The sequence below is a fragment of the Stenotrophomonas sp. SMYL20 genome (assembly GCF_036320045.1).
Lineage (GTDB): Bacteria > Pseudomonadota > Gammaproteobacteria > Xanthomonadales > Xanthomonadaceae > Stenotrophomonas > Stenotrophomonas maltophilia_A.
In genome coordinates, this window is record NZ_JAWIRT010000008.1 from 83,568 (window position 1) to 109,623 (window position 26,056).

Sequence of the window (26,056 nt, forward strand, 5' to 3'; positions counted from 1 at the left end):
ACGTATCCGGTAGTGGGCGAGCTTGCTCGCCCTGCGGCAGTGGTCAGGGCCCTTTCCTGACGGAAAGGGATCCGACCCCGGACCCGCGTTTTGCACTACATTGGTGCAATGTCCGACCCCGCACCCCCACCGTCCCTCGATGCCCTGGGCACGCCGTTGGCCTGGGCCGGGGCCGATGGCTGCATTGCCGGCTGCAATCCGGCCTTCGCCCGCTGGCTGGGCGTCAGCGTCCGGCGCCTGCTGGGGCGGCCGCTGGCTGCACTGGAAGTGCAGGGCGAAGCCCTGGCTCATTTCCTGGCCCGCGATGAGCGCGACAGCCTGCGCCTGAACCGGTTGGCGCTGGCGGTGCCCGGCGAGGCCCCGCGCTTCGCCGAGGGCTGGATGAGCCGCCGCGATGATGGCGGCTGGCTGCTGGAGGCGCATCCGGTCGATGAATTCCCCGGGCTTGACCCGACCCAGGCCCTGCCCAGCGCGCTCAGCGCGGCGCTGAAGGGACTGGCCCACGAGCTTCGTAATCCGCTGGCCGGGTTGAAGGGCGCGGCCCAGCTGCTGGCCCGCCGCGCGGCCCAACGCGATGCCAGCGAACGTGAGCTGATCGAATTGATCGGGTCCGAGATCGAGCGCCTCAACGGCCTGCTCGACCAGCTGCTGTCGCCGGCCCCGGCTGCACCGCATGCCGAGCTGAACATCCACGCCGCGCTGGAACGCGTGCTGCGCCTGGCCGAGAACGAGGCCGGCTGGGCGGTACGCCTGCAGCGCGACTACGACCCCAGCATTCCCGAATTCCACGGCGACGCCGACCGCCTCACCCAGGCGGTGTGGAACCTGGTGCGCAACGCGATCCAGGCCGGCGCCGGCAGCATTACCCTGCGCACCCGCGTGGAGCATGGCGTGCGCATCGCCGAGCAGCTGCACACGCTGGCGCTGCGCCTGGAAATCGCCGACGACGGCCGTGGCGTGCCCGAGGAGCTGGCCGAGCACCTGTTCCTGCCCCTGGTCAGTGGCCGCGCCGAAGGCACTGGCCTGGGCCTGGCGCTGGCGCAGCAGGTCGCGCGCGAACACCGCGGTACGCTGACCTACCGCTCGCGCCCGGGCCATACCGTGTTCACCCTGCTGCTGCCGATCGGCAACGGCGGCGCCCCGGCCGAGGAGGCCCCGCGCGATGTCTGAGTCTTTTTCGTCCCCGCAGCGCATCTGGGTGGTCGATGACGATCGGGCCGTGCGTTTCGTGCTGTGCACCGCGCTGCGCGAGGCGGGCTACCAGGTCGTCGATTTCGACAGCGCCGCCCCCGCCCTGCAGGCGTTGAGCGAAGGCCCGCCGCCGGCGCTGCTGTTCACCGATGTGCGCATGCCGGGTGACGATGGCCTGGTGCTGTTGGACAAGCTCAAGGCCGCGCTGCCGCAGCTGCCGGTGGTGGTGATGTCGGCCTACACCGACGTGGCCAGCACGGCCGGTGCGTTCCGCGGTGGCGCGCATGAATTCCTGTCCAAGCCGTTCGATCTGGACGACGCCGTGGCGCTGGCGCAGCGTGTGCTGCCGGCCGTTGCACCGGCACTGGCGGCGCCCACACCTGCGGCGGAAGCGCATGGCGACCAGCCGCCGCAACTGGTGGGCGATACCCCGCCGATGCGTGCGCTGTTCCGTGCCATCGGCCGCCTGGCGCAGGCGCCGCTGGCGGTGCTGATCACCGGCGAAACCGGCACCGGCAAGGAGCTGGTGGCCAATGCGCTGCATCGCGAATCGCCCCGCGCGCAGGGGCCGTTCGTCGCGCTCAATACTGCTGCAATCCCGTCCGAGCTGCTGGAAAGCGAGTTGTTCGGCCACGAAGCCGGCGCCTTCACCGGTGCCCAGCGTCGCCATACCGGTCGCTTCGAGCAGGCCAACGGCGGCACCCTGTTCCTGGATGAGATCGGCGACATGCCGTTGCCGCTGCAGACCCGCCTGCTGCGCGTGCTGGCACAGGGCGAGTTCTTCCGCGTCGGTGGCCGCGAGTTGATCCGCGTCGACGTGCGGGTGATTGCCGCCACCCACCAGGATCTGGAAGGACTGGTCGCGCAGGGGAAGTTCCGTGCCGATCTGCTGCATCGCCTGGACGTGGTGCGCCTGCAGCTGCCACCGCTGCGCGAGCGTCGCGAGGACATCGCACAACTGGCAAGTACGTTCCTGGGCGCCGCCGCACGCAAGCTGGATACGCCGCCGAAGCGCCTGACCGCTGCCGCACTGCAGGCGCTGCGCGAACACGACTGGCCGGGCAACGTGCGCGAACTGGAAAACGTGTGCTGGCGGATGGCGGCGCTGGCCGCCGCTGACACCATTGGCGTGGCCGACGTCGATACCGCGCTCAACCGTACGCGCGGTCGTCGCAGCAGCACCACCAACGCCGATCCGGGGCAGTGGGAGGCACTGCTGGCCGAATGGGCACGCCGTCAGCTGGCCGAAGGCGTGGAAGGGCTGCACGCGCAGGTGCGAGAGCGGGTCGACCATGCCCTGCTGGAGGCCGCGCTGCAGATCACCCACGGCCGCCGCGCCGAAGCCGCGGCCCGCCTGGGCCTTGGCCGCAATACCCTTACCCGCAAGCTGGGCGCCGGGCGCCGTCGCGGGGGCCATTGAACGGTCCCTGCACGCGATCCTCGCGCCCGCTTGCCGAACCGTTGATCGTTCATGGACGATGCCGTCCGTAGTGTCACCTGCAAGGAGTCTTCGATGCGTCTGTCCTTTGCCATCCTGCCGTTGTCCGCCGCCGTGCTGCTGTCTGCCTGTGGCAGTGCACCGAAGAAGGCCGAACCCACCCCGCCACCGCCGACCGTGGTCAGCGCCGCCAAGCAGGCCGAGGCCAATCTGTCGCCGGCCTCGGCCAGCATCGTCAGTGGCCGCATCGCGCTGATGGTGGAGCCCGGTGGCATCCACATCACCGGCCTGATCGGTGGCCTGCAGCCGATGCAGCAGGCCGGTTTCCACATCCACGAGCGCGGTGACTGCAGCGCGGTGGATGCCAGCAGTGCCGGCAATCACTTCAATCCCGGTGGCGCTGCGCATGGCCGCGCCGGCACCGGCAAGCACCACCTGGGCGACATGGACAATCTGCGTGCCGACGCCCAGGGCCGCGCCAACGTCGATATCCACCTCAAGGGCGTTACCCTTGGCGGAGGCGCCGCCACCGATATCGCCGGACGTGCACTGGTCGTGCATGCCAACGCCGACGACTATCGCAGCCAGCCCGCCGGCAATGCCGGCGTCCGCATCGCCTGTGGCGTGATCCGGGTTGTCCGCTGATCACTGCAGGCATCATCCAGGGAGAGATTCCATGCGTTTGATCCACACTTCGCTGTTCGCAGCCATTGCTGCACTGGGCCTGGCGGCCTGCAACCAGCAGCCGGCCGCGCCGCAGGCTGAAACCGCGCCGGCCGCTCCGGCCGACGGCACCACCGCCGAACCGGCCGCAGCACCTGCACCGGCTGCCGATGCCTCGGCCACGGCCGAGCTGGCGCCGACCCAGGGCAACGAGACCAAGGGCAGCGTCACCTTCAAGGTGGTTGACGGCAAGGTCCACGTGACCGGCCAGATCAGCGGCCTGAAGCCGGGCAGCGAGCACGGCTTCCACATCCACGAGAAGGGCGACTGCAGCGCGCCGGACGGCATGAGCGCCGGTGGCCACTTCAACCCGGGCAAGCAGGATCACGGCAGCGTGTCCGCCGATCCGCACCACGGTGGCGACATGCCCAACATCAAGGCCGACGACAAGGGCGTGGCCACCATCGACGGCCCGGTGTCGAGCAACGTCAACATCGGCAAGGGCGATGACTTCGACATCATCGGCCGCGGCCTGATCGTCCACGCCGATGCGGATGACTACAAGACCCAGCCGACCGGCAACGCCGGTGCGCGCCTGGCGTGTGCGGTGATCCAGAAGGCGCAGTAAGTCATCAGAAAACGCCGGCGCAAGCCGGCGTTTTTCTTTATCGGTAGTGCCGGCCGCTGGCCGGCAATCGCAGATCCGGAGGTTGCCGGCCAGCGGCTGGCATTACCATCAGGCCACCCGCATCAGCGCGCCAGCAGTGCGCGCGCGTCCTGGCCGGCTTCGCAGTGCACGAACAGCACCGGCACGCCGTGCGCTTCCAGCACCGCGGCCATCTGCCGCTGGCGCATCAGGAACTGCTCGTAGATGCCCTTCAGGCGGTCACAGTCGTTCTTGCCGTGGTTGTAGTGCGCGCACCAGCCGGCCGGATCGAACAGCGCCATGCGTGCCTCGCCATGGGTATAGCGCAGCAGCGGCTCGGGCGCGGCATTGAGCCACTCGTCCTCGCCCGGCGCCATGATCGCGGTCTCGATCAGCGGCCACAGCGCGGCCAGGCCTTGATTGTCGTACTGCATCGACATCATCGCGGCCAGATCATTCACGGTGAAATAGCGCGCATGCTCGATGCGGGCACCGAAGGTGTTCTGCGCCATCAACGCGGTATCGGCATGCGCCATGCCGTTGGCCAGCAGCGTGTCTTCCAGCGCCTCGGCCACTGCATTGGTCGTCGCCACGTCGCTGCCGGTCAGCAGGAACGGCACCACGCGCAGGCCACCGCCCACCAGGCTGGCATCGGCCTGGAACGGCAGCGGCACATCACCAGTGGCGTCGGTACCGAACGCCAGCAGGCGCGGGCCCTGGTTACGGCCCGGCGCACGCATCTGCAGTTCTTCCAGGCGGCGATGGATCGGCCAGCCCGGACGCAGTACTTCGGCCGGGTCGAAATGGGCGGCGGCGAACACCAGGTCCAGCTCGGCCACCTGCGGCACCAGCTTGGACAGGTCGCGGCCGACGCGATCGGCCAGTTCACCGGCCTGTTCGGCGCTGAGCACCGCCTGGCGGGGGATTTCGCCGCCGGCCAGTTCCAGGGCCAGCACGCCAAGGGCATTCATCGCGGGGTCGGGTTTGCTCATGGTTCCACGGTTGGCCCATCACAGGGCGGCAGCTACACTTGGCTCCATTATGCCTGCTCCGTCGTGCAGGCCATGTTGCAGACACCCTCATCCATGCCAGGTATCTCCATGCCCAACGCTCGTCCCGTCGCCATCCTCGGTGGCGTCCGCATTCCGTTCTGCCGCCAGAACACCGCGTATTCGGATGTCGGCAACCTCGGCATGTCGGTCCGTACGCTGGGCGCGCTGGTCGAACGTTTCGGCCTGCATGGCCAGCAGCTGGGTGAAGTGGCGATGGGTGCGGTGATCAAGCACTCCAGCGACTGGAACCTGGGCCGCGAAGCCACGCTGTCCTCCGGCCTGTCGCCGTTGACCCCGGGCATCACCCTGCAGCGTGCCTGCGGCACCTCGCTGGACAGCATCATCACGGTTGCCAACAAGATCGCGCTGGGCCAGATCGAATCGGGTATCGGTGGCGGTTCGGACACAACCTCCGACGTGCCGATCGTCTACGGCAAGAAGCTGCGTGCGCGCCTGCTGGCCGCCAACCGTGCCAAGAGCACTGGCGACAAGATCCGCGCGCTGACCGCTGGCTTCAAGTTCTCCGAGCTCAAGCCCGAGTTCCCGGGCGTGGCCGAGCCGCGCACCGGCAAGAGCATGGGTGACCACTGCGAGGACATGGCCAAGGAATGGAACATCTCGCGTGACTCGCAGGACGAGTGGGCGGTGTCGTCGCACAAGAAGCTGGCTGCTGCCTATGAGCGCGGTTTCTTCAACGACCTGATCGCACCGTTCCGTGGTGTCGAGCGTGACAACATCCTGCGCCCTGATACTTCGCTGGAGAAGCTGGCCACGCTGAAGCCGGCGTTCGACAAGGTCTCCGGCCGCGGCACGCTCACCGCCGCCAACTCCACGCCGCTGACCGACGGCGCCGCCGCCGTGCTGCTGGCCAGCGAAGAGTGGGCGCGTGCCCACGGCCATGAGCCGCAGGCCTATCTGCGTGACGCGCACGTCTCGGCGGTGGACTTCGTGCATGGCGAAGGCCTGCTGATGGCGCCGACCGTGGCCGTGCCGGAGATGCTCAAGCGCAACGGCCTGACCCTGCAGGACTTCGACATCTACGAGATCCACGAAGCTTTTGCCGCGCAGGTGCTGTGCACCCTGCGTGCGTGGGAGAGCGAGGATTACTGCCGCAATCGCCTGGGCCTGGATGCACCGCTGGGTCGCATCGACCCGGACAAGATCAACCTGCTGGGCTCGTCGCTGGCCACCGGCCACCCGTTCGCGGCGACTGGCGCACGCGTCATCGCCACCGCAGCCAAGCAGCTGGCCGAACGCGGCGGTGGCCGCGCGCTGGTGTCGATCTGCACCGCCGGCGGCATGGGCGTAGTGGCGATCGTCGAGCGCTGATCGCTGCGACCGCGCGCCAACCAAGGTTGGCGACTACCGGGAATGCGCGCTGGATCTGCTTTGGTAGATGCCGACCTTGGTCGGCCATGCGATGTCATCGTTCGGAAGATGTCAGAGCGCCAACCAAGGTTGGCGACTACCGGGTTCCACAGATGAAAACGCCGCCCAATGGGCGGCGTTTTTTCTGCTCCGGTGGGTGCCGACCGTTGGTCGGCACGCTTCACGGCAACCGTGGATTGCCGAATTCGTCGCGCTCTTCGTTGGCGTCATACACCGGCGGCTGCACCGTAACCGGCTGCTCCTCCACAGTGGCACGCAGCGGCGCTTCGGTGCCGCGCACCAGTTCCACGCTGTCCTCGCCACGCTGCAGTCGCAGCGCATTGGCCAGGCACTGCGCGGCCAGCGCGTGCTCGCCACGCTGTGCGAACAGCTCACCCAGTGCCTCCCACGCCGGGGCACCGGCGCCCGCGGCGATGGCCTCGTGCAGGAACGCATCGGCGGCATCCCACTGCTGCTGGGCCAGGGCCACGCGGCCCTGTGCCAGGCGCAGCGCAGCCGAGCTGTCGTGCACGTTGCGCCAGCGCGCGAGGTTGGCCTGACGCGTGGCCAGGCGCTCGGCCGGCAGGCGGCCATACAGCGCCACCAGTTCGTCATCCCAACGCTGGTCCAGTGCCTGTTCCAACGCCAGCAGCGCCGGTTCGTCCCAGTTCAACGCAACCGCACGGCTGGCATACGCACCGACCACATCCGGGGTCGGGCGCAGCGCCTTCGGCGTGGCTTCCCACTGCGCGGCCAGCGCATTGACGTCGGCCGCTTCCAGTAGTGCCTGTGCGGCCAGGCGTGCTTCCAGTTCGCTGTTGGCGTCGGCCGGCAGCACCTTGCTCTGGCGCAGTGCACCCAGCTGGCCATACGCCTCGTGGGCGCGGCCGGCCTGTGCCAGCGCTTCGGTACGCAGCCACAGGCCGCGCGGCGGCAGCGGCTGGATCGTCGCCACATCCAACGCGTTGATCGCATCCACCGGCAGATCGCGCGCCAGCAGCTGTTCGGCGCGCAGAAGCGCCTGCAGGGTGGCATCGCTCTCGCCCAGGCGCTGCAGCAGGGCTTCACCGGCGGGGCCGTCGGCACGTGCCTGCGCACTGCGCACGGCGTTGGCCAGCGCCACCGCGCTCACTTCCGGATCCTTGGCGGCACCGTCCAGCAGCTTTTCGGCACGCTGCCACTGACCGTGCTCATAGGCCTGCAGGCCGTCGATCAGGCGCACCCGGCCCTGCTTGCGGCGGTAGCGGCCCCAGGCGCGGAACGGTGCTGCGATCAGGCTCCACAGCAGCCACAGCACCAGCACCGCGATCACCGACAGCAGTGCCACCTTGGGCAGGTTGCTGTGGTAGTCGTAGCCGCCGTAGCGCAGGGTCACTTCGCCGAAGCGGTTGAGGTCATCGGCGCCGAGCCATTGCGCGGCCACCACGCCGATGGCCACGGCCAGCAACAGCACGACCAGGGATTGCAGGGGTTTCATGGGGGATTACCTCCGGTCGGTCTGGGTGCGCAGTTGCTGCAGGGTGCTTCCAAGAACGCTGTTGCTGGCCTGCAGCGGAAGCTCGCGCAAGGCCTTCAGTTCAGCACGTTGCGCGCGCAGGGCCGGTGAATCCGGCCAACGCCGCTGTGCCCAGTGTTCCACGCGCGCCAACGCGGTATCGCGACCGGTGCGGTCGCCACGTTCGATTGCGGCACGCGCCAGGGTCAGTTCCAGCTGCAGCGCATCGTCGGCATTGCGGCGTTCGGCGGCGGTCAGCGGGCCATTCTGGCGGCTCGGGGTGATATCCACGAACGGTGCCAGCGTGGCCTGCCACCAGGGCTTGCCGGCGCCGGGCGCGGTGCCACCCGTCACCTGCGAGGGCAGGCCCTGCAGGGCCTTGGCCAGGGCATCCAACCGCTGCAGCGATTGCACGCGCGGGCCGGTGCCCAGCGCATCCAGTGCATCGCGTTCCTGTACCAGGGCCTGGCGCAGGTTCAGGCCGTCGCTGTCGGGCAGATCGGCCAGCGCGGTGGCGGCCTGTGCATACAGGCGGCGTGCGCCTTCCACGTCGTCGGCGTAGTTCAGGCGCTGCGCCGCCTGGGTCAGCAGCAGTTCGGCCTCATCGCGCTGTACCGCCTGACGGCCCTGGTTGGCGCTGTCGGCCAGCTTGGCCAGGTTCTCTTCCAGCAGCGCACTGCGCTGGGAAAGGCCCAGCATCTCGTCGCGCAGCACGCGGTTGGTGGTCGCCGCATCCTGCAGGCGCTGGCTGGTTGCGCGCTGGTCGCGGCGCAATGCATCCAGCGTCGCCTGCAGGCCCTGCAGCTGTACGGCCGTGGTCTGCGCCTGCGCTTCCTGTTCGTTTTGTTGCTGCTGCCAGACGTACCAGCCGGCATAGCCGCCCACGCCAAGCACGACCACCCCGGCCAGCGGCAGCAGCCAGCGCACGGGTCGACGGGGCGGGGAAACGGGCGGAGTCTCGTTCATGGGGCTTCCTTGTCGGCACCGTCGCCGGTCAGGTTCCGGCAGGCCGCGTTGTGCACAGCATCACTGTTGCCGACCACAGCGGCAAGCGTGACCCACGTCCCTGTTCAGTTCGCTGCCGGGACGGTGAGCGTGGCGTGTGCAGCCGCCACCAGCTGCGCGGTGGTGGGCCCGGCCGCGCGCACCACGCGCTGCAGCCCCAATGCGTGCGCCTGTTCGCCCAGCCGTTCGCTGGCCACGACGGCGGTGGCATGTGCCTGACAGCGTTGCTGCAATGCCGGCGGAAGCTGCTGCCAGAAATGCAGCAACGCCTCACCACTGCTGACCGCCAGCACCCACGGATACGCTGAATGCGCCAATCGAGCCAGCGTGCGTGGCGACAGGCGCAGCAGGCGACGCTGATAGACATCGGCGCGCTCGATGCTGCCGCCGGCCGCCTGCAGTTGCGCAGCAATCAGGCCGCGCCCGCCGGGGGCGGTCACCAGCCCGATGCGCAGGCCGCGTACGTCCGCCAGTACCGGCAGCGCCAGCAGGCCCTCGCTGTCCATCCGCTGCGGCGCATGCACCTCGGCGACGCCCTGCGCCCGCAGCGCGCGCGCGGTGCCTTCGCCCACGGTCAGCCACGGGCTGCGTTGCGCCTCGGCCAGTGGCAACAGGGTGGCGGCTGCGGTAACGGCGGCCGGGCTGGTGAACACCACCCGATCGCAGTTCAGCGCGCGTTGCAGCTGGTGCACCACTGGCGTGCCGTTCAGGCGCTGCAGGCGCCAGGGTGGCAGGGCCAGCACATGCCCGCCCAGCCCAGCAACGGCGCGGCGCAGCGCGGAATTCTGGCCCTGCGGTCGCAGCGAAATGAAGGTCCAGCCCGGTTCGGAACCGGCGGCGCCAGTGGGTATCGTATGGTCGGCCATTGCCTGCATTATGCGGGCCCTTCGTTGTCGTGGTCCCTGCTCCGATGTCCGTTGATGCTCTGACTTCCTCGCTGGCCGCCCTGCAGGACGTGCTTGACTGCATGCCGGCGGTCCGCGCCATGCAGATCCAGCTCGACGGCTATGCCGATGGCGTGCTGCGCATCACCGCGCCGCTGGCCGCCAACGTCAATGACAAGGGCAACGCCTTCGGTGGCAGCCTGGCCTCGGTGCTGACCCTGTCCGGCTGGGCACTGGTCAGCCTGCGCCTGCGCCTGGCCGGCCACGATGCCGAGGTCTACGTGGCCGACAGCAACCTGCGCTACCTGGCACCGGTCTACGAAGACCTGCACGCCCATGCCGAAGCGGCCGAGGCCACTGGCTGGGATGCCTTCCTGAACACCTTCCGCCAGCGCCGCAAGGCCCGCATCAGCATCATCGCCACCCAGCCCGGTGCCGATGGCAAGCCCGCCGCCGAGTTCAGCGGTCGCTTCGTTGCCTTCGCCAAAGGGTAGGATGGCAGGCTGACGTTCTGGGGAAACCACCGATGCGCCGCCTCATCCAGTTCCTGATGTGTTCCCTGCTGCTGGCCAGCGCCGTGGCTTCGGCAGACAACCTGAGCCGCAAGCAGCGCAAGCTGCTGGAAGAGACCCAGATCGCCTACGGCGCCACCATCCGCTGGGGCAGCATGGACGATGCCATCGGCTATCTGGACCCCAAGCTGCGCAAGGAAAAGCCGCCCACCGAGTTCGAGCTCAACCGCTACGCGCAGCTGCGCGTGTCGTCCTACCGCGAGCGCAGCAGCGCCGCGCTGGACGGGGGCCTGGTCGAGCGCCGGGTCGAAATCGGGGTGATCAACCAGAACACCCAGGCCGAACGCACCGTGGTGGTGGTCGAGCGCTGGCGCTGGGATGCCGAGGCCAAGCGCTGGTGGCAGACCGCCGGCCTGCCGGACCTGTGGAAGGGGCAGTGACGGGCCGCGTCCGGCTTGTGCGACAATCGGCGCCCGCTTAATCGACCCGTGACCTGAGTGAATTACGAAGAGTTGCTGGCCTTTGCAGGCCGAAACCCGATGCTGTCCGCGGCCCTGGTCGGCCTGACCGTGGCCATCATCGTCACCGAGATCCGCCGCCTGTTCCGGGGCTTCAAGGGCATCAAGCCCGCCGAACTGACCCAGCTGATCAACGCGGGTGGCACGGTGGTGGTCGACCTGTCGGCCAGCGGTGACTTCGAGAAGGGCCACATTGCCGGCAGCCGCAATGCCCAGGCCAGTGCCTTCGGCCCGGACAACAAGCTGGTGGCCAACGCCAAGCAGTCGCCGGTGGTGCTGGTGTGCCGCAGCGGCAACGCCTCGGAAACCGCCGCCAAGGCGCTGAAGAAGGCCGGCTTCGAAAAGGTCTACGTGCTCGACGGCGGCATTCCCGCCTGGCAGCAGGCCGAGCTGCCGCTGGTCAAGGGCCGCAACTGATTGCCGCAGGTGGCGGATCCGGCCTTGTATGGGCCTGATCCCGCCCCCATCGCAGTAGTTCGACCATCGTTTTCATTGCATTCACCTGGAGTTACTGGAAATGTCCGAAGAGATCACCAACGGCGCCGCTGCGCCGGTCGATGCCGCTACCGGCCCTGCTTTCACCGTCGAGAAGATCTACGTCAAGGACGTCTCCTTCGAGTCGCCGAACGCTCCGACCATCTTCAATGACCAGGTGCAGCCGGAACTGCAGCTCAACCTGAACCAGCAGGTGCAGCGCCTGGGCGAGAACGCCTTCGAAGTGGTGCTGGCCGTGACCCTGACCTGCCAGGCCGGTGAGCGCACCGCCTACGTGGCCGAAGTGAAGCAGGCCGGCGTGTTCGGCCTGGTCGGCCTGGACCCGCAGTCGATCGACGTGCTGCTCGGCACGCAGTGCCCGAACATCCTGTTCCCGTACGTGCGTCAGCTGATCAGCGACCTGATCCAGGCCGGCGGCTTCCCGCCGTTCTTCCTGCAGCCGATCAACTTCGAAGGCCTGTACGCAGAAACCCTGCGCCAGCGCCAGGAGCAGGGCGACGCACCGTCGCTGGCTGACTCCGAGCCGGCTGGCAACGCCTGATTCCTGCCGCGACGTCACGGATGAGCACTACCGCTGACAAGATCGCCGTGCTTGGCGCCGGTTCCTGGGGAACCGCGCTGGCCAGCCTGCTCGCACGGCACGGTCACCCGACCGTGCTGTGGGGGCGCGACGCTGCCGTGGTCGAGGCCATCGACCAGCGCCACGAGAACCCGCGCTACCTGCCGGGCATCCCGCTGCCGGACAGCCTGCGTGCCACCACCGACCTGGCGTCGGCAGTGGAGGGCGCCGCCTGGATCCTGGTGGTCACCCCGTCGCATGCCTTCGGTGAAACCGTGCGTGCGCTGGCGCCGCTGCGTCCGGCCGGTGCCGGCGTGGCCTGGGCCACCAAGGGCTTCGAACCTGGTTCGGGCCGCTTCCTGCATGAAGTGGCGCGCGAAGTGCTGGGTGAGGACGTGCCGCTGGCCGTCGTCACCGGTCCGTCGTTCGCCAAGGAAGTGACCCAGGGCCTGCCGACCGCGATCACCGTGCACGGCGACGTGCCCGAGTTCGCGCAGACGGTGGCCGAGGCGATGCATGGCCCGGCGTTCCGCGCCTACACCGGCGACGACATGGTCGGTGCCGAGCTGGGCGGCGCGATGAAGAACGTGCTGGCCGTGGCTACCGGTGTGGCCGACGGCATGCAGCTGGGCCTCAACGCCCGTGCCGGCCTGATCACCCGTGGCCTCAACGAGATGCTGCGCCTGGCCGCGGCGATCGGCGCCAAGCCGGAAACGCTGATGGGCCTGGCGGGCCTGGGCGATCTGGTGCTGACCTGCACCGGCGACCTGTCGCGCAACCGCCGCCTGGGCCTGGCCCTGGGCCGTGGCCAGACGCTGCAGGATGCCGTGCGCGAAATCGGCCAGGTGGTCGAGTCGGTGCAGACCGCCGACGAAGTGATGCGACAGGCACGCCGTCATGGCATCGACCTGCCGATCTCGGACCGCGTGCGTGCCGTGCTGCACGGCGAGCAGACGCCTGAGGAAGGCCTGCGCGCGCTGCTGGCACGGGAACAGAAACCGGAGTATCCGGACACGCTGTTCAAGTGAATCGAAAAACCCCGGCTACGTGCCGGGGTTTTTTTATGTGTGTGGCCCATCCACGCATGGCGTGGATCTACTCCGGAATCCGCTTCTGGTAGCAGCCAACCTTGGTTGGCGCCCGGTAGCGCCGGGCCATGCCCGGCGGAATCCATCACCGCGCCCGCGGCGGTGCGTTGCCGTTGTCCATGTCCGAGAAGATCAACCACGGCCCGTCGCCCACGCGCTTCAGCGTCAGCGTGAACTTGCCGGTGTCCCCCACGTTGTTGCCGTAGCGGTAGGCACCAATGATGTAGCCCGTGCTGCCCTCCACCGAGTACGCCAGCGCGCGCAGCCGCAACGGGCTGCCGCCCTGGCCGGCATACGCGGCTTCGATCGCGCTGCGCCCACGCACCGGTAGCTGGTTGCTCTGCAGCACAAAACCATCCTCGGCGAACAGCGCAGCCAGTGCCCTGGCATCGCCCGTGCGCCAGGCCTGCTCGTAGTCGCGCAGTACGCGGTCCAGCGTCGCGGGCAGGGCCGCATCAGGAAGAGGCTGTGCGGGCTTCGCACCTTCAGCATCGTGGGCGATGGCCGGCGATGCCAGCAGCAGGGCACTGCAGAAAATCACGGCGAGTCGTGTGCGGTGCATGCGTCCGGCTCCAGGCGATGACGGGAACGTGCGAACGCATCCTAGCGCGCTGCTGGTTAGAATCACGCAGGCGCCCGCGCGGCGGCATGCACCGCAGATCAGACAAGGACAAGGAATGAAGATTCGAATCACAGGGATGGCACTGACGGTCGCACTGCTGGCCGCCTGCGGACAGGCACCAGCGCCGGATGCAGCACCGACCGCACCGGCACCAACCACCGAAGCACCTGCGGCCAAGGCAACGGTGGTCGAGCAGGCGCCGTCCATCGAAGACGGCGTAGACCCCTCGGTGTGGGACAACGAAGGCGAACCGGAAGACCCGAGCGCCGGCGGAGAACTCACCTGTGCGGACAACCCGCTGGCGACGCATTTCTTCACCCTGGTGGGCGGCAACACCGTGGACGACTGCGGCCGCAAGGACCCGAAGGTGCTGGCCGCGTTCAACGCCCTGATGAAGAACACAGCCGCGGCCGAATCTGCTGACAAGGAGATTCCGTCGCTGCGCGAACGCCTGTTGAGCGGGCCCAGCGGGCCTGGCGAACTGATGGTGCTGCAGGGCGAGCCATGGTGGTTCTACACCGCCTGCCAGGCCCACGACTGCCCCGGCACCGCATTGGCGATGCTGTACTCGCCCGATCAGTCGAAGATGGTCGGCCGCCTTACCGCGCGCTGCAGAATCTGGTGGCTGGGTGAACCCAGCGACGAGCAGCGCGCGCTGATCGAGCGCGAGCAGCCGGTGGACAAAGCGATGCTGAAGGAAGAAGGCGAGTCCTGCGAGTAATCGGTGGTGACGCCGGATGATGTTCCGGCGGCCGCATCATGCCGGTGAAAGCTGCCTCACCATGTCGGCGATGATCACGTGGACCAGTGTTCTCAGGAAATGCACTTCGCCTTCCAGGGTTGGGCCGATGTCGAAACGGGTCGACCATTGCTGGTTTTCCTGCAGCACCAGCGCGTAAAGCGCCTGGGCTTCGCTCGTGATGCGGTCGATCTGATGGCGCAGCTGCCGGGTGGCAGCCGGCCTTCCCAGGCCCAGCGCTTCACCGGCAGAAACCAGATGCTCGAAACGAAGGTCGTGGAAGCGCGCGACACCGAGAATGGGCCACGACAGTTCCGAGCGTTCTGGCCAACGTGCGCCCTCGTCGGCATACGCGCGGGTCTCGTAACATGCGGTGGACAGCAGGTCGTAGTGGGGGGCCAGTTCGATGCCCCTGCTGTCGACCACGAAGCTCAGGTTCTTCAGGTGCGCATCGTTGTTGCCGGTGAGTACATTGAAGATCAACCAGTCGAACAGGCGGACGCGCGTCTTGAGCTTGCTTCTGCATTGCTCGACGATGACCTTCAGGGTGTCGATGCTGCCGAGCGTGTACTTGAACTGCCGGTCGAGGTTGAGCAGCTGGCAGGCGTCGATGGCATGACGGCGATGGATGGCATCGGCGGTGATTTCGCGATCAAAGCGCTCGATGATGAAGACCGGCTCCGGTACGTAGCGGCGCTCGATCTTCGGCACCTGCAGCCCCATGCGCTGTGCAAGGCGCATCACGAACCACTCGTTGGCCACGCTGTGGGGATAACCGCTGCTGGTGCTGTCAGGCTTGAGGATGTGGGTCGAGGGCTCGGCGCCCAGAGGTTGGTAGAGTTCTCCCCCTGTCTCGATGATTGCCAGCTTGTGCTGGGCACCTGCCAGTGACATGCGCTTGGCGGCACCCGCCGCAAGCGACGTGCGTGGCAGGCCTTGGATACGCGTGGAGAGTTCCGCATCGGGCAGTGGTTTTCTGCCGCCGGGTGGCAGGCGCTCGCCTGGAGGCAGCAGCGTCAACGAGCCTGCCGATTCCGCGCCATAGGCGGCCAGCAATGCGAACGCGTCCGCGCCATCCACCCTGGCATCGGTTGCCATCAGCGTGCGTTGCTGCTCTTCCGGCAGCAGATTGTCGAAGTACCACTGCACGGGGCGTTGGCTGGAGCCATCGAGGATGGCGGTGTCTTGCAGTGGCAACGCAGGCGCCAGTGGAAACCGATGTGCGCTGCCGAGCCACTCCGGCGCATAGGTGAAGCGCCACAGGTTTGCTGCTTCGGTCAGGCGGCCCACCGGCGCTTCGTCGATGCTGACCTGCAGTTCGCGTGGTGGAAGCGGATAGTGCAGTCCAGACAGGACGGTCGTTGTAATGACGTCCTTGAGATCGATACGGGGGGCGCTCATGGCACCTTCCCGTTGGCACGTTTGGCCAGCAGGGCCATCGCTTCGTCCGGCACGTCGATTTCGACATGCAGCCCCAGCTCGTCAAGCACGGTGAACAACTTGCCCCATTGCACCGTGGTACCGCCGCGTTCGACCTTGGCCAGGAAATTCTCGCTGACCCCGATGCCTTCGGCGGTTGCATCCTGGCGCAGTCCCTGATGCTTGCGGGCGGCTCTCACCAGTGGTCCCAAGGCCTCAGCCTTCTCAAGTCTGATCTTCAATGGGAACTCCCCCAGCAGAGCCTGACGCTCTGGATTCGACCCATCGTCTATACCATAGAATCCTCACTGCAGTGAGGATTCTTCGCGCAAAACCCAGGATTCCTTAGAATCCTTTCGATCTTGAGGATTTTTTCGCAAAAGAGCTGGATGCAAGAAAATCCTCATTGAAATAAGGATTTATCTGCAAAGGCGTCCAGCCTGCAAAAAATCCTCATGAACTCAAGGATTCTTTGACGCCGTGAGAGCGCGATGCCTCATCCGGTCCATATGGGCAGCGCCACGAGGGTGGGACGTCCGCGATGAGTGGGGTCCAGGTGGGGCCTGCCAGGAGCGCACCCGGGAACCTCTGCCTGCAGCGCAGGCTCGCATCGTCAACAGGCCGCAGGCAAAGCGTCTGTTACTTGCTCGCGCGCCGCGCGCCCTTCTCGTCTTCGTCCTTTGCATCGCCCCGGCTCTGCGCGAACTCCGGGAACGTCTTCGCGATCGAATCCTTGTCCGGAAGGATGTAGAACACGCCGCCCTTCTCGAACGTGGATTGCACGATCTGCTCGTAGAACGCAGGCGTGACGTTGATGCAGCCGTGCGTAACGCGGTTGTCGTCCGGCGAAGGTGATGCCAGCCGTTCGGCGCGCTTCTCTTTCGGAGTGCCTGGCGGCAGCGGGTGCATCGAAACGGCGGAATCGTAGTCCACCCACAGCACGCGACCGGCATCGTCGGAGGGGCCGTAGCCACCAATGAAACGGCCCGCCGGGGTGGTGCGGTCATGGCCTGGAATCGCACTCAGCGCGAGCTTGGCAACGCCGGGTGCGGAGTGATCGCCGATGGCCGAACCGAACAGCGCCGGTGCGGCACCGCGCAGCTTGCCGTCTCCGCCGAAGACCAGTACCTGCGCAGCCGCCTTGTCCATGATCGCGAACGGATAACCCTGGTTGTCCTTGCTGGCGACTACCCAGCCGGCCAGTTCGATCACCGTCTCGGACACGCTCTGGTCAGCGGGCAGTTCATCGACTGCGGCGACCGGGGGTGCAGGTGCGTCCTTGTCCCTGGCGTTGGCTACGCCGCTGCACGCAACGGCCAGTGCCATGGCCAGTGCGGCATGGAGGGCGCGGCGCGCAGGGGAGGAGGAGGTACGAATGGGACGGCTCCTTGCAGTGCAATCTTGGTGGAAGGATGCCAGTGGCCGGCGAAGGCCACTGGTTCCCGATACAGAGGTGGATCAGTTCAAACGGTGAGGGAGCGATCAGCCGCGCGGCTTGCGGCCCGCTGGTGCCCTTTCAAGCTGCTGCACGCGACCTTCGATCTGGTCCAGACGCTGGTTGGCCTGCTGCGCCGACTGGTTGGCGGACTCGGCACTCTGGGCGGCGCCCTGCACCTTTACATCGAGCTGGTCGAGACGCGAGTTGATCGTTGCAAACTCGTTCTTGTAAGAGGCGCAAGCGCCAAGGCTCACGGTGGCGATGAGCGCCACGCTGAGTGCACGGGCCATCTTCATGTGTTGCGAGGTCAGTTTCATTCCACTCCCTCCTTCGTCTGGGGAAGCTGGAATATAGCGGCGTTTGTTCCCGGCGCTACCAAGCGCTTTCAGCTGGAATTTGAGTACGTGGATGGGCTGTGAAGGCCTGTAAATCAACGAACCTTAACAAGCGGGATCAAGCGAGCTGATCTGCACCGGCGTATCGCCTTGTGCCTGTTCAATATCACCCATTCACCTGCATGAAGCCGGCATCACGGCATGTGCGTCTGTGTGCTTTCGCCTGCTCCGCACGCAGGCTGCCATCCACTTGCTTTCAGCAGCGCTGCAGCGTTTCCAGGCTGGACATCCAGCAGTTCGGCGATGGCGTTGGGCGTGTCGGGCGCGCGCGCAACATAGGCATGGGCGATGCGGTAGCCGATCCAGTAGCCGAGATCTCCGCGGCGCGTATCGTCGCCGGGGCCGTTGTACAGCCACCTCGAAAGATCGGTACCCATGCTGTCCTGCAGGAACGCGCGCTCCAGCGCACACTCGCGACCCTGCGCCCAACGCTGCAGATGCGCGTTGGCCGGTTGCCCGGAGATCCGTTCGGCCACGTATTCGGCGCCGCCTTCCAGCAGCGTCTGATAGAGCAGGGTGGGCTGCTCGACATCAACGCGTGCGCCGGGCTGTTGCACGTGCACGTACTCATGGGCGATCAGGTGCACGAAGCGGTCGCTTGCATCGGCCTGCATCCAGTCGGCATTGCACAGCGCTTCCAGTCCGATGACCACACCTGCTTCGGTGGTAACGCCACCACTGTTGCCGCGGCCCACCAGTACGGTGACCGGAGGAAAGCGCGCAGATGGCAACAGGGCGCCGAGCTGATCGACGGCAGCGGCGACGCGCGTGCGGATCGATGGCAATGCGGCCGCGCAGGTTCTCGCTTTCGCAAACAATGCCGGCTTGTCCTGGATGGCCCTGGCCAGCCGCTCCATCGAGCCGATACGGCTGTCGGTGAAGCTGCGCAGGGCATCCGTACCCGCATCCAGATAGGCGTGCTGCAGATCATCGGCACTTGGGCGCCCATGGTTGGCGTCCAGCACCTTGAAGAAGCGCGTGACATCGTCTGTCTGTACGACGATGTGCCCGGCAGGACCGACACGCTCAGCCGCCTGTGCCTGCAGCAGCGCGATCGGCGAGGCGATCAGGATCAGTGCCCGCATCAAGCATCGAGCGTGATGCGCGTAAGAAGCCGACAGCAATGCCATGCGGAGTTCCCTGAACGCCAACCTTATTTATACACCAGTCAGTTCAATATTCAGGGTTGATTAGACCCCCTAACGGATAATTCACACCTGTCGACCGCCTCCTCTCTCTCCCCCTCCCGGGAGGCGGTCGACGAAACCAAAATAATTAAAGGTGTGTCCCGATGAACAAGAATTCGCTGCTTGCCCTGGGTCTTCTGGCTGCTCTGCCGTTCGCTGCATCGGCAACCGATGGCCTGTCGTACAACTACGTTGAAGGCGGCTACGTGAACACCGATGCCAAGGGCGGCGACGCCGATGGCTGGAAGGTGAAGGGTTCCGTTGCGGTGCACCCGAACTTCCACGTCTTTGGCGACTACAGCGCCCAGGAAACCGACAAGTTCAAGAATGACGTCGACCAGTGGCGCCTGGGTGTCGGCTACAACTACGGCATCGCACCGAACACCGACCTGGTGGCCCGTGTTGCGTACCAGAAGTACGACGAGAAGCGCGGCCTGGACTTCAACGGCTACTCCACCGAAGTGGGCGTGCGCACCGCGTTCAACCCGTACGTGGAAGGCTACGTGATGGCCGGCTACGAAGATTTCAGCAAGAAGCACGGCTACAACCCGGACGGCGAGTTCTACGGCCGCGTCGGCGCCACCGCCAAGTTCAACCAGAACTGGGGCCTGAGTGGCGAAGTGAAGCTGGCCAAGGCCGGCGACCGCGAGTGGTTCGTGGGCCCGCGCTTCACCTGGTAACAAACGCCTGTCGTTAGTGCGTGTTGTGCTGGCGTGTGACTCTCTCTCTCTCCCACACGCCAACCGAAGCCCGGCCTCGCGCCGGGCTTCACTTTTATGGGCCCTGTGGCGCCACAATGCGGCATGGGCGACCCTTCCTCCCTCGCAGGTACTGGCATGGCCTACCAGGAGCATCTGGCGCCTGCGCCGCTGCGTGGCCACTTCGGCCAGCTGTGGCAGAGCCAGCTCCCTGCCGATGCCGATGGGCACATCACCGTATTGCCCGATGGCTGCGTGGATATCCTCTGGCGCGACGGCGCGCTGTTCGTGGTCGGCCCGGATCGGGTGGCTGCACATCCGGCACTGGCACCCGGTGCACAGGTGCTGGGTGCGCGCTTTCGTCCCGGCCAGGCGTTGGCCGCGCTGGGACTGCCACTGGCCGGCATCATTGGACAGGCGGTGCCGTTGGCCGATCTGAAGGGCGGATGGGCCACAGCAGCCGCTGCTTCCATTGGCGATACCGCGCCGGCTCAACGATTGCAGCGGATGGCGCAGTGCCTGCAACAGCACATGGGCGCGGCGGCCCTCGACGTGCAGGCGCAACGGGCTCATGTGTTGTTCCACGCGCTTGGCCGTGGCCAAGCTACGCTGGACGAGCTGGCGGCAGGCTTGAACCTGAGCCCGCGCAGCCTGCGCCGTTTCAGCCAGTCGCAGTTCGGCTACGGCGCCAAGACGCTGGAGCGGATCCTGCGCCTGCAACGCTTCCTGCGCCACAGCCGTGGGTTGCCGCAGCATTCGTTGGCGATGCTGGCCACCGATACCGGCTACGCCGACCAGGCCCATCTCAGCCGCGAGGCCCGCGAACTGGCCGGCATGACCGCCCGCGAACTTCGCGGGGAGTGGGGGCAATGATGGCCGTTTCGTTCAAGACCGGCAGGCCACGCTGATCGATGCTGCGGACTCCAACCACGGAGTCCGCCATGAGCCACGCCATCCCCGATGCCGAACGCCGCATCGACAACATCGAGTTCAACGTCGCCGACATCGCCCGCAGCAAACGCTTCTACGGCGAGGTATTCGGGTGGTGCTTCACCGACTACGGCCCCGCCTATACCGAGTTCGACGACGGTCGCCTGAAAGGTGGCTTCGTGTCCGACACACCGGTACGTGCGCAGGGCGGCCCACTGGTGATTCTCTACTGCGCGGACCTTGCCGACGCCCAGCAGCGCGTGATTGCCGCCGGTGGCGAGGTGGTGCAGGCGGTATTCGCCTTCCCCGGTGGCCGCCGCTTCCACTTCCGCGATCTGGATGGCTACGAGCTGGCGGTCTGGAGTGATGTGGATTGAGGTCTTCGTACCTTCGCCGGTGGACGGAACGAGAACCGCTCCGTCCCCGGTCAGGCGGTTCCGCTATGATCGCCCGCACATCGCCACACGCGATGCGCCCGCCTCAAGCCAGCAGGAACCGCCGTGAACTCCCAGCCCGCACCGATCACCGCCCTCAACCACACGCTCGACAACGAGCCGCAGCAGATCACCGCGCCGCTCACCCATTCGGCGGCGTTCCTGGTGCTGAAAGTGAAGGATGACGAGGCGTCGATCGCCAAGGCGCGCGAGGTACTGGCCAGCACCGACGACCTGATCAAGAACACTGCCATCCGTGAAATCGAGCGCACCTTCACCTGCAATGTGGCCATTGGTCACCGCGTGTGGCAGCCGTTGGTGGGCACCACGCCGCCGCGTGAACTGAAGCCGTTCCGCGAGATCAAGGGCGCGACCCACACCGCGGTGTCCACGCCGGGTGACCTGCTGTACCACATCCGTGCGCGCACCATGGACCTGATCGTGGCATTCGAGCGCAACCTGCTGATGGCGTTCGGCGATGCGGTGGAAACGGTCGATGATGTGGCCGGCTTCCGTTATTTCGATGGACGTGACCTGCTCGACTTCGTCGACGGCACCGCCAATCCGGAAGGGCTGTCGTTGCCGGAAGCCACCATCGTGGGCGATGAAGATCCGGAGCATGCCGGTGGCAGCTACGTCGTGGTGCAGAAGTACCTGCACAATCTTGATGCCTGGCGCGCGCAGAAGACCGAGGCGCAGGAAGCGATCATCGGCCGCACCAAGCACGACAACATCGAGCTGGACGATGCACCGGCCGATGCACAGAAATCGCACAAGACCCTGTGCACCATCGAGGACGCCGACGGCGAGCACGAGATCCTGCGTGACAACATGCCGTTCGCCAACCCGGGCCGTGGCGAATACGGCACCTACTTCATCGGCTACACGCGCCGCCTGTGGGTGATCGAGAAGATGCTCGAGCGCATGTTCATCGGCAATCCTGCGCCGCTGCATGACCGCATCCTCGACTTCTCCACAGCCACCACCGGCGTGACCTTCTTCGCGCCCTCGCGCAAGGTGCTGGCCGATCTGGGCGATTGATCGCGCCGGGCAGTGCCGACCGCCATCTGCCTGTCATCCAACGCGCCGACCATCAGCCGTTGGATGAGAGCGCAGGGGCGGGCGATGGCGATGGCAAGGAACACAACCGGCGCACGCCGCTGGTGGCGGCTGTTGGCCGCGCTGTTCGGTGCGCTCGCACTTGGTAGTGCCAGCGTTTCCGCGCAGGAGGCTCCCGCACACTGGATGGCCTATGCCGCCGCCGTGGGTGGCCAGCTGCAGCAGCGCCTGCAGCAGGAGCAGGACCCGCAGGCGCAGCGCGTGCTGGAATGGATGCAGGCACACCCGGATACGCCGACGCCGTTGCCGGTGAGCGTGTGGATCGCGGCGGATGGCCGCATTTCGAAACTCGAATTCGACAGCCTGGGCGACGCCCAGATCGACGCCGACCTGCGCGCGACATTGCAGTCCGCGCCGGTGCAGGCCGCGCCACCGGCCGACATGCGCCAGCCGCTGCGGCTGGGCCTGCTGCTTACCCAGTAGATCCACGCCATGCGTGGATGGGCCTGGTAGATGCCGACCTTGGTCGGCAGGCGTGCGCCAACCAAGTTGGCGACTACCGGTAGCCCCAGGCCACGCATGGCGTGGCTCTACTGATCTTGCGGGTGCAGTAGATTCAGGCCCTGCGTGGATGTGTTGGATAGATGCCGACCTTGGTCGGCAGGCGTGCGCCAACCAAGGTTGGCGACTACCGGTAGCCCCAAGCCACGCATGGCGTGGCGCTACTGATCTTGCGGGTGCAGTAGATTCAGGGCCTGCGTGGATGTGTTGGGTAGATGCCGACCTTGGTCGGCAGGCGTGCGCCAACCAAGGTTGGCGACTACCGGTAGCCCCAAGCCACGCATGGCGTGGCGCTACTGATCTTGCAGGTGCAGTAGATTCAGGCCCTGCGTGGATGTGTTGGGTAGATGCCGACCTTGGTCGGCAGGCGTGCGCCAACCAAGGTTGGCGACTACCGGTAGCCCCAAGCCACGCATGGCGTGGCTCTACTGATCTTGCGGGTGCAGTAGATTCAGGGCCTGCGTGGATGTGTTGGGTAGATGCCGACCTTGGTCGGCAGGCGTGCGCCAACCAAGGTTGGCGACTACCAGTAGCCCCAAGCCACGCATGGCGTGGCGCTACTGATCTTGCGGGTGCAGTAGATTCAGGCCCTGCGTGGATGTGTTGGGTAGATGCCGACCTTGGTCGGCAGGTGTGCGCCAACCAAGGTTGGCGACTACCGGTAAGCCCCGGCCACGCATGGCGTGGCGCTACTGCGTTGCTACCTGTGGTTCACGGGCTGCCGTGCTCCATGCGCGCAGGCCGAACACGGCCAGGCCGAGGAAGAACACGTACAGCGCGGCGGTCACGTGCAGCGACTTGAACAGGTAGGCACCCACGTAGACCACGTCCACCGCGATCCACACCCACCAGCAGGCCACGTGGCGGCGCGCCTGCCACCACTGGCCGACCAGGCTCAGCGCGGTCAGCATCGCGTCCAGCCACGGCAGCGCGGCATCGGTGAAGGTGTGCATGGCCGCACCCAGCGCCACGCCGCCGCACAGGCCGATGGCCAGGTCGCGCAGCAGCTTGCCGCGCGCCAGTGGCACGATGCGGACGCTGCCCTCGTCGGCGGCGTGCTGCCGCCAGTTGAGCCAGCCGTAGACCAGGAAGCCACCGAAGGCGACCTGCAGCAGGGTGTCCGAGTACAGCTTGGCCTCGGCGAAGACCAGCCCGTACAGCGTCACCGACAGCAGGCCGACCGGCCACGCCACCAGCCGGCGCTTGGCCATCAGCCAGACGCCGAGGATGCTGCACAGCGCGGCGGTCCACTCGAGCATGACGCCGCTCACAGCGCGAACGTCACCGACAGGCGGGCCTGTCGCGGTGCGCCGGGGAACAGGTAGTAGTCACCGCCGCTGCTGCCGGTGTCGCGCCAGTAGAAGCGGTTGAACACGTTGTCCACCGACAGGTTCCAGGTCACCGCACGTTCGTGCAGGCGATGCTGGAAGCGCAGGCCGGCATCGAACACCGAGTAGTCCGGTGCGCGCACACCACCATCGGCGCGGGCGACGTTGGCGCCTGCATAGCGCCAGCCACCGGTCACATCCAGGCCCTGCACGAACGGCAGCGCGTAGGCCACGTGCACGCTGGCGCGCACCTTCGGCACGTTCACCAGCTGATGGCCTTCATAGGCCGGCGTGCCGGTGTCGCGCGCTCGTGCCTGCAGCATGCTGGCGCTGGCCACGATCTGCAGCGCATCGGTCAGCTGGCCATTGGCGGTCAACTCCAGGCCGGTGTGGGTCTGCGTGCCTTCCTCGACGAAGGTGTAGCCGACGTTGCTGTTGTCCGGCCTGGCGTACTGGTACGGCTGCGAAATGCGGAACACGGCTGCGCCCAGCGTCAGCGCCTCGACCGGCACGTACTTCACGCCCACTTCCAGCTGCCGCGACTGCACCGACGGCAGGAAGGTGTCGGCGTTGCTGGTCCAGAACGGCGCTTCCTGGCCCAGCGAGATGCCGCGCACGTAGCTGGCATAGGCGTTGAGCTGATCGGTGGCCTTCCACACCACGGCGGTCTGCGGCAGGAAACGCGACAGGCGGCTGTGCCGCTGCGGGGTGCCACGCTTGTCGTAGGCACGCTCGTCCAGGCGCACGAAGCGGCCGCCGGCCAGCCACTGCCAGTCATCACCGAAGCTCATCCGGTCCAGCGCGAAGAACGCGGTCTGGCGGCTGTCCAGGCGTCGTGCGGACGGCCCTGGCATCTTCGGCGACGGCGCGAACACCGGCACCTGCGCGTCGTGGATGTTGCTGGTGCCGACGTACTCGTTGACGCTCGGGCGCTTGTCTACCGTGCGGCGGAAGTAGTCGGCACCGATGGTCAACTCATGGCCGACGCTGCCGGTCTCGAAGCGGCCGCGCAGCTCGGCACGGGCCTGCTGGTTGCGGCGGGTGTCGTCCGGGCTGCGGTAGTCATAGACGTCGTAGTCGCCATTGGGAGCGAAGTAGTTGCCCGGCACGCTGCCATCGGCACACTGCGTGGCGTAGTAGCAGCCGTAGGCGAAGGCGACGTTGTCATCGATCACCGAGCGGCTGTGGCCGACCGAGACGCGCGACTGCCAGGCATCGTTGAAGTCGTAGGTGTGCAACGCGGTGATGTTGGTGCTGGCGATATCCACCGGGCGCTGCCAGGGCTGGTAGCCGAGCAGGAATTCGCGATCCACGCCGTGCGGCAGCTCACGCGCGCCCAGCAGCTGGTAGCCGGACACCGAACGCTGCGAGCTGGTCTGGTAGTTGGCATCCACTTCCAGCTTGCCGCGTTCGCCAATCAGCCAGTCGGCGGCCAGCGAGTAGAAGTTGCGACGGCCATCGGCGTGCTCGACGTAGGAATTGCTGGAATCCCATGCGGCATTCAGGCGCAGGCCGAAACGCGGGGTGATCCAGTGGCCGACATCGACGGCGACGTAGCGCGAGCCTTCCGAGTCGGTACCGAGCGTGGCGGTGCGCACTTCGGCCGGGCGCTTGCCGATGTAGTTGATGATCCCGCCGGGCGCCATCACACCCGCGGCCAGGCCGGCTTCACCCTTGAGGATCTCAACCGACTGCACGTTCTCCAGCGCCAGGCGCTGTTCGCCGGCGATGGACAGGCCGTTGAAGCGGTAGCCGGTGGCGGCATCCAGCGCAAAGCCGCGGATGGCGACGTTCTGGTAGTAGCCCACCGGCGCATACGCATCACCCAGCGAGGCATCGTTGCTGGCCAGCTCGGACAGCGAACGCACCTGGCGGCGGTCGAGGTAGTCGCGCTCGAGCACGTTCACCGAGGCCGGGGTGTCCTTCCAGGACCCACCACCGAAGGCGTTCACGCGTGAGGTATCGGCCTTGGGTTTGCCGGCCTGCACGCGCACTGCCGCCAGTTCGGTGGGCGAGCGCTCGGCGCCGGTGGCAGCCGCATCGGTGGCAGCGGCGGCCTCGCTGGCATGCAGCGGCAAGGCGGCGCAGAGGGCGAGGGAGAGCAGGGTGGGGCGCAGGCAGCGGTTCATTCGGTTCGTCTTCGGACAACAAGGGAGACGAAGCGACGGCGCGCAGGTGCACCGGCCCATGACGGGGGTGTGGCTGCGGCTCAAAGCTCCCTACGCCGGTGCAAACCGGATCAGGTTCCAAGGGACTCTCTCAGCCTGGCAGATCCAGGCACCCCCGCTTCAGGTGACCATTTCACTACAAATGGTACGGATTTGCGAGCCGG

Annotated in this window: 28 protein-coding genes and 1 riboswitch; of the genes, 16 read left to right on the forward strand and 12 right to left on the reverse strand. The window is 66.8% G+C overall.

Going from position 1 to position 26,056, the window contains the following annotated elements; genetic code table 11:
• Positions 1-108 precede the first annotated feature (108 nt).
• From V3B48_RS08020 to V3B48_RS08035, 4 genes are all read left to right on the forward strand, one after another.
• Positions 109-1,170 (forward strand): ATP-binding protein, encoded by a 1,062-nt coding sequence (locus V3B48_RS08020; protein WP_182267015.1) that lies wholly within the window; start codon positions 109-111, stop codon positions 1,168-1,170.
• Positions 1,163-2,611, forward strand: coding sequence for a nitrogen regulation protein NR(I) (gene ntrC / locus V3B48_RS08025; RefSeq protein ID WP_329893495.1), 1,449 nt, complete (start codon positions 1,163-1,165; stop codon positions 2,609-2,611). Before V3B48_RS08020 ends, ntrC begins: the two co-directional genes overlap by 8 nt.
• Positions 2,612-2,704: 93 nt before the next feature.
• A complete protein-coding gene (locus tag V3B48_RS08030) occupies positions 2,705-3,274 on the forward strand; it encodes a superoxide dismutase family protein (RefSeq protein ID WP_014035519.1) in 570 nt (189 codons plus the stop codon).
• A 31-nt stretch (positions 3,275-3,305) separates the two neighbouring features.
• Positions 3,306-3,920 carry a superoxide dismutase family protein gene (locus V3B48_RS08035; RefSeq protein WP_032130159.1) on the forward strand — a complete coding sequence of 205 codons (615 nt, stop codon included), beginning with the start codon at positions 3,306-3,308 and terminating at the stop codon, positions 3,918-3,920.
• Positions 3,921-4,042: 122 nt separating this feature from the next.
• Here the strand turns inward: V3B48_RS08035 and V3B48_RS08040 are convergent, their stop codons facing one another.
• On the reverse strand, positions 4,043-4,930 hold the full coding sequence (locus V3B48_RS08040) for a hypothetical protein (protein ID WP_134950768.1): 888 nt from the start codon (positions 4,928-4,930) through the stop codon (positions 4,043-4,045).
• Positions 4,931-5,023: 93 nt separating this feature from the next.
• On the opposite strand from V3B48_RS08040, the gene V3B48_RS08045 reads away from it, so the two are divergent.
• Entirely contained in the window at positions 5,024-6,319 is a 1,296-nt protein-coding gene (locus V3B48_RS08045; protein WP_099551602.1) for an acetyl-CoA C-acetyltransferase, read from the forward strand.
• 220 nt (positions 6,320-6,539) lie between these two features.
• On the opposite strand, the gene V3B48_RS08050 is transcribed toward V3B48_RS08045, so the two are convergent.
• From V3B48_RS08050 to V3B48_RS08060, 3 genes are all read right to left on the reverse strand, one after another.
• The gene (locus V3B48_RS08050) at positions 6,540-7,835 is read right to left on the reverse strand and encodes a heme biosynthesis HemY N-terminal domain-containing protein (protein WP_032130162.1); all 1,296 of its coding nucleotides are present in this window, start codon (positions 7,833-7,835) and stop codon (positions 6,540-6,542) included.
• 6 nt (positions 7,836-7,841) lie between these two features.
• Positions 7,842-8,819, reverse strand: a complete 978-nt coding sequence (locus V3B48_RS08055) for a uroporphyrinogen-III C-methyltransferase (RefSeq protein WP_132808745.1) — start codon at positions 8,817-8,819, stop codon at positions 7,842-7,844.
• A gap of 104 nt (positions 8,820-8,923) precedes the next feature.
• On the reverse strand, positions 8,924-9,733 hold the full coding sequence (locus V3B48_RS08060) for a uroporphyrinogen-III synthase (RefSeq protein ID WP_049462221.1): 810 nt from the start codon (positions 9,731-9,733) through the stop codon (positions 8,924-8,926).
• A gap of 35 nt (positions 9,734-9,768) precedes the next feature.
• Between V3B48_RS08060 and V3B48_RS08065 the strand changes: the two genes are divergently transcribed.
• From V3B48_RS08065 to V3B48_RS08085, 5 genes are all read left to right on the forward strand, one after another.
• Positions 9,769-10,236 (forward strand): YiiD C-terminal domain-containing protein, encoded by a 468-nt coding sequence (locus V3B48_RS08065; RefSeq protein WP_005407593.1) that lies wholly within the window; start codon positions 9,769-9,771, stop codon positions 10,234-10,236.
• A gap of 32 nt (positions 10,237-10,268) precedes the next feature.
• Positions 10,269-10,694, forward strand: a complete 426-nt coding sequence (locus V3B48_RS08070; RefSeq protein WP_329893496.1) for a hypothetical protein — start codon at positions 10,269-10,271, stop codon at positions 10,692-10,694.
• Positions 10,695-10,751: 57 nt separating this feature from the next.
• Complete coding sequence (locus V3B48_RS08075; RefSeq protein ID WP_004134671.1) at positions 10,752-11,189, forward strand: rhodanese-like domain-containing protein; 438 nt, start codon at positions 10,752-10,754, stop codon at positions 11,187-11,189.
• A gap of 100 nt (positions 11,190-11,289) precedes the next feature.
• On the forward strand, positions 11,290-11,808 hold the full coding sequence (gene secB / locus V3B48_RS08080; RefSeq protein ID WP_005407596.1) for a protein-export chaperone SecB: 519 nt from the start codon (positions 11,290-11,292) through the stop codon (positions 11,806-11,808).
• Between the two features lie 20 nt (positions 11,809-11,828).
• A complete protein-coding gene (locus V3B48_RS08085) occupies positions 11,829-12,854 on the forward strand; it encodes an NAD(P)H-dependent glycerol-3-phosphate dehydrogenase (RefSeq protein ID WP_005407597.1) in 1,026 nt (341 codons plus the stop codon).
• Between the two features lie 145 nt (positions 12,855-12,999).
• On the opposite strand, the gene V3B48_RS08090 is transcribed toward V3B48_RS08085, so the two are convergent.
• Positions 13,000-13,476, reverse strand: a complete 477-nt coding sequence (locus V3B48_RS08090; RefSeq protein ID WP_329893497.1) for a nuclear transport factor 2 family protein — start codon at positions 13,474-13,476, stop codon at positions 13,000-13,002.
• A gap of 115 nt (positions 13,477-13,591) precedes the next feature.
• Between V3B48_RS08090 and V3B48_RS08095 the strand changes: the two genes are divergently transcribed.
• A complete protein-coding gene (locus V3B48_RS08095; protein WP_329893498.1) occupies positions 13,592-14,257 on the forward strand; it encodes an Ivy family c-type lysozyme inhibitor in 666 nt (221 codons plus the stop codon).
• 36 nt (positions 14,258-14,293) lie between these two features.
• Here V3B48_RS08095 and V3B48_RS08100 read toward each other — a convergent pair whose 3' ends face one another.
• The 5 genes from V3B48_RS08100 to V3B48_RS08120 form a co-directional block, all read right to left on the reverse strand.
• Positions 14,294-15,676, reverse strand: a complete 1,383-nt coding sequence (locus V3B48_RS08100; RefSeq protein ID WP_329893499.1) for a HipA domain-containing protein — start codon at positions 15,674-15,676, stop codon at positions 14,294-14,296.
• Positions 15,673-15,936: a helix-turn-helix domain-containing protein gene (locus V3B48_RS08105; protein WP_049398603.1), complete on the reverse strand. Its 264-nt coding sequence runs from the start codon at positions 15,934-15,936 to the stop codon at positions 15,673-15,675. Before V3B48_RS08105 ends, V3B48_RS08100 begins: the two co-directional genes overlap by 4 nt.
• Positions 15,937-16,333: 397 nt before the next feature.
• Complete coding sequence (locus V3B48_RS08110; protein ID WP_032130168.1) at positions 16,334-17,020, reverse strand: L,D-transpeptidase; 687 nt, start codon at positions 17,018-17,020, stop codon at positions 16,334-16,336.
• Positions 17,021-17,176: 156 nt separating this feature from the next.
• Positions 17,177-17,449 carry a hypothetical protein gene (locus tag V3B48_RS08115; protein ID WP_012509703.1) on the reverse strand — a complete coding sequence of 91 codons (273 nt, stop codon included), beginning with the start codon at positions 17,447-17,449 and terminating at the stop codon, positions 17,177-17,179.
• A gap of 212 nt (positions 17,450-17,661) precedes the next feature.
• Positions 17,662-18,612: a DUF2268 domain-containing putative Zn-dependent protease gene (locus V3B48_RS08120; protein WP_329893500.1), complete on the reverse strand. Its 951-nt coding sequence runs from the start codon at positions 18,610-18,612 to the stop codon at positions 17,662-17,664.
• A 206-nt stretch (positions 18,613-18,818) separates the two neighbouring features.
• Here V3B48_RS08120 and V3B48_RS08125 point away from each other — a divergent pair, with 206 nt between their 5' ends.
• The 5 genes from V3B48_RS08125 to V3B48_RS08145 all read left to right on the forward strand — a co-directional run bounded on the left by V3B48_RS08125 (position 18,819) and on the right by V3B48_RS08145 (position 22,318).
• Positions 18,819-19,394, forward strand: coding sequence for an Ax21 family protein (locus V3B48_RS08125; protein ID WP_004134798.1), 576 nt, complete (start codon positions 18,819-18,821; stop codon positions 19,392-19,394).
• 123 nt (positions 19,395-19,517) lie between these two features.
• Entirely contained in the window at positions 19,518-20,285 is a 768-nt protein-coding gene (locus tag V3B48_RS08130) for a helix-turn-helix domain-containing protein (protein WP_329893501.1), read from the forward strand.
• Positions 20,286-20,353: 68 nt separating this feature from the next.
• Positions 20,354-20,719: a VOC family protein gene (locus V3B48_RS08135; protein WP_329893502.1), complete on the forward strand. Its 366-nt coding sequence runs from the start codon at positions 20,354-20,356 to the stop codon at positions 20,717-20,719.
• Between the two features lie 123 nt (positions 20,720-20,842).
• On the forward strand, positions 20,843-21,817 hold the full coding sequence (locus V3B48_RS08140) for a Dyp-type peroxidase (RefSeq protein WP_049423112.1): 975 nt from the start codon (positions 20,843-20,845) through the stop codon (positions 21,815-21,817).
• An 84-nt stretch (positions 21,818-21,901) separates the two neighbouring features.
• Entirely contained in the window at positions 21,902-22,318 is a 417-nt protein-coding gene (locus V3B48_RS08145; protein WP_285302923.1) for a hypothetical protein, read from the forward strand.
• A gap of 767 nt (positions 22,319-23,085) precedes the next feature.
• Here V3B48_RS08145 and pnuC read toward each other — a convergent pair.
• Both pnuC and V3B48_RS08155 read right to left on the reverse strand, forming a co-directional pair.
• Positions 23,086-23,655 carry a nicotinamide riboside transporter PnuC gene (gene pnuC / locus V3B48_RS08150; RefSeq protein WP_285302922.1) on the reverse strand — a complete coding sequence of 190 codons (570 nt, stop codon included), beginning with the start codon at positions 23,653-23,655 and terminating at the stop codon, positions 23,086-23,088.
• 8 nt (positions 23,656-23,663) lie between these two features.
• Complete coding sequence (locus tag V3B48_RS08155) at positions 23,664-25,853, reverse strand: TonB-dependent siderophore receptor (protein WP_329893503.1); 2,190 nt, start codon at positions 25,851-25,853, stop codon at positions 23,664-23,666.
• A gap of 70 nt (positions 25,854-25,923) precedes the next feature.
• Positions 25,924-26,019: riboswitch (TPP riboswitch) on the reverse strand.
• Positions 26,020-26,056: the final 37 nt, after the last annotated feature.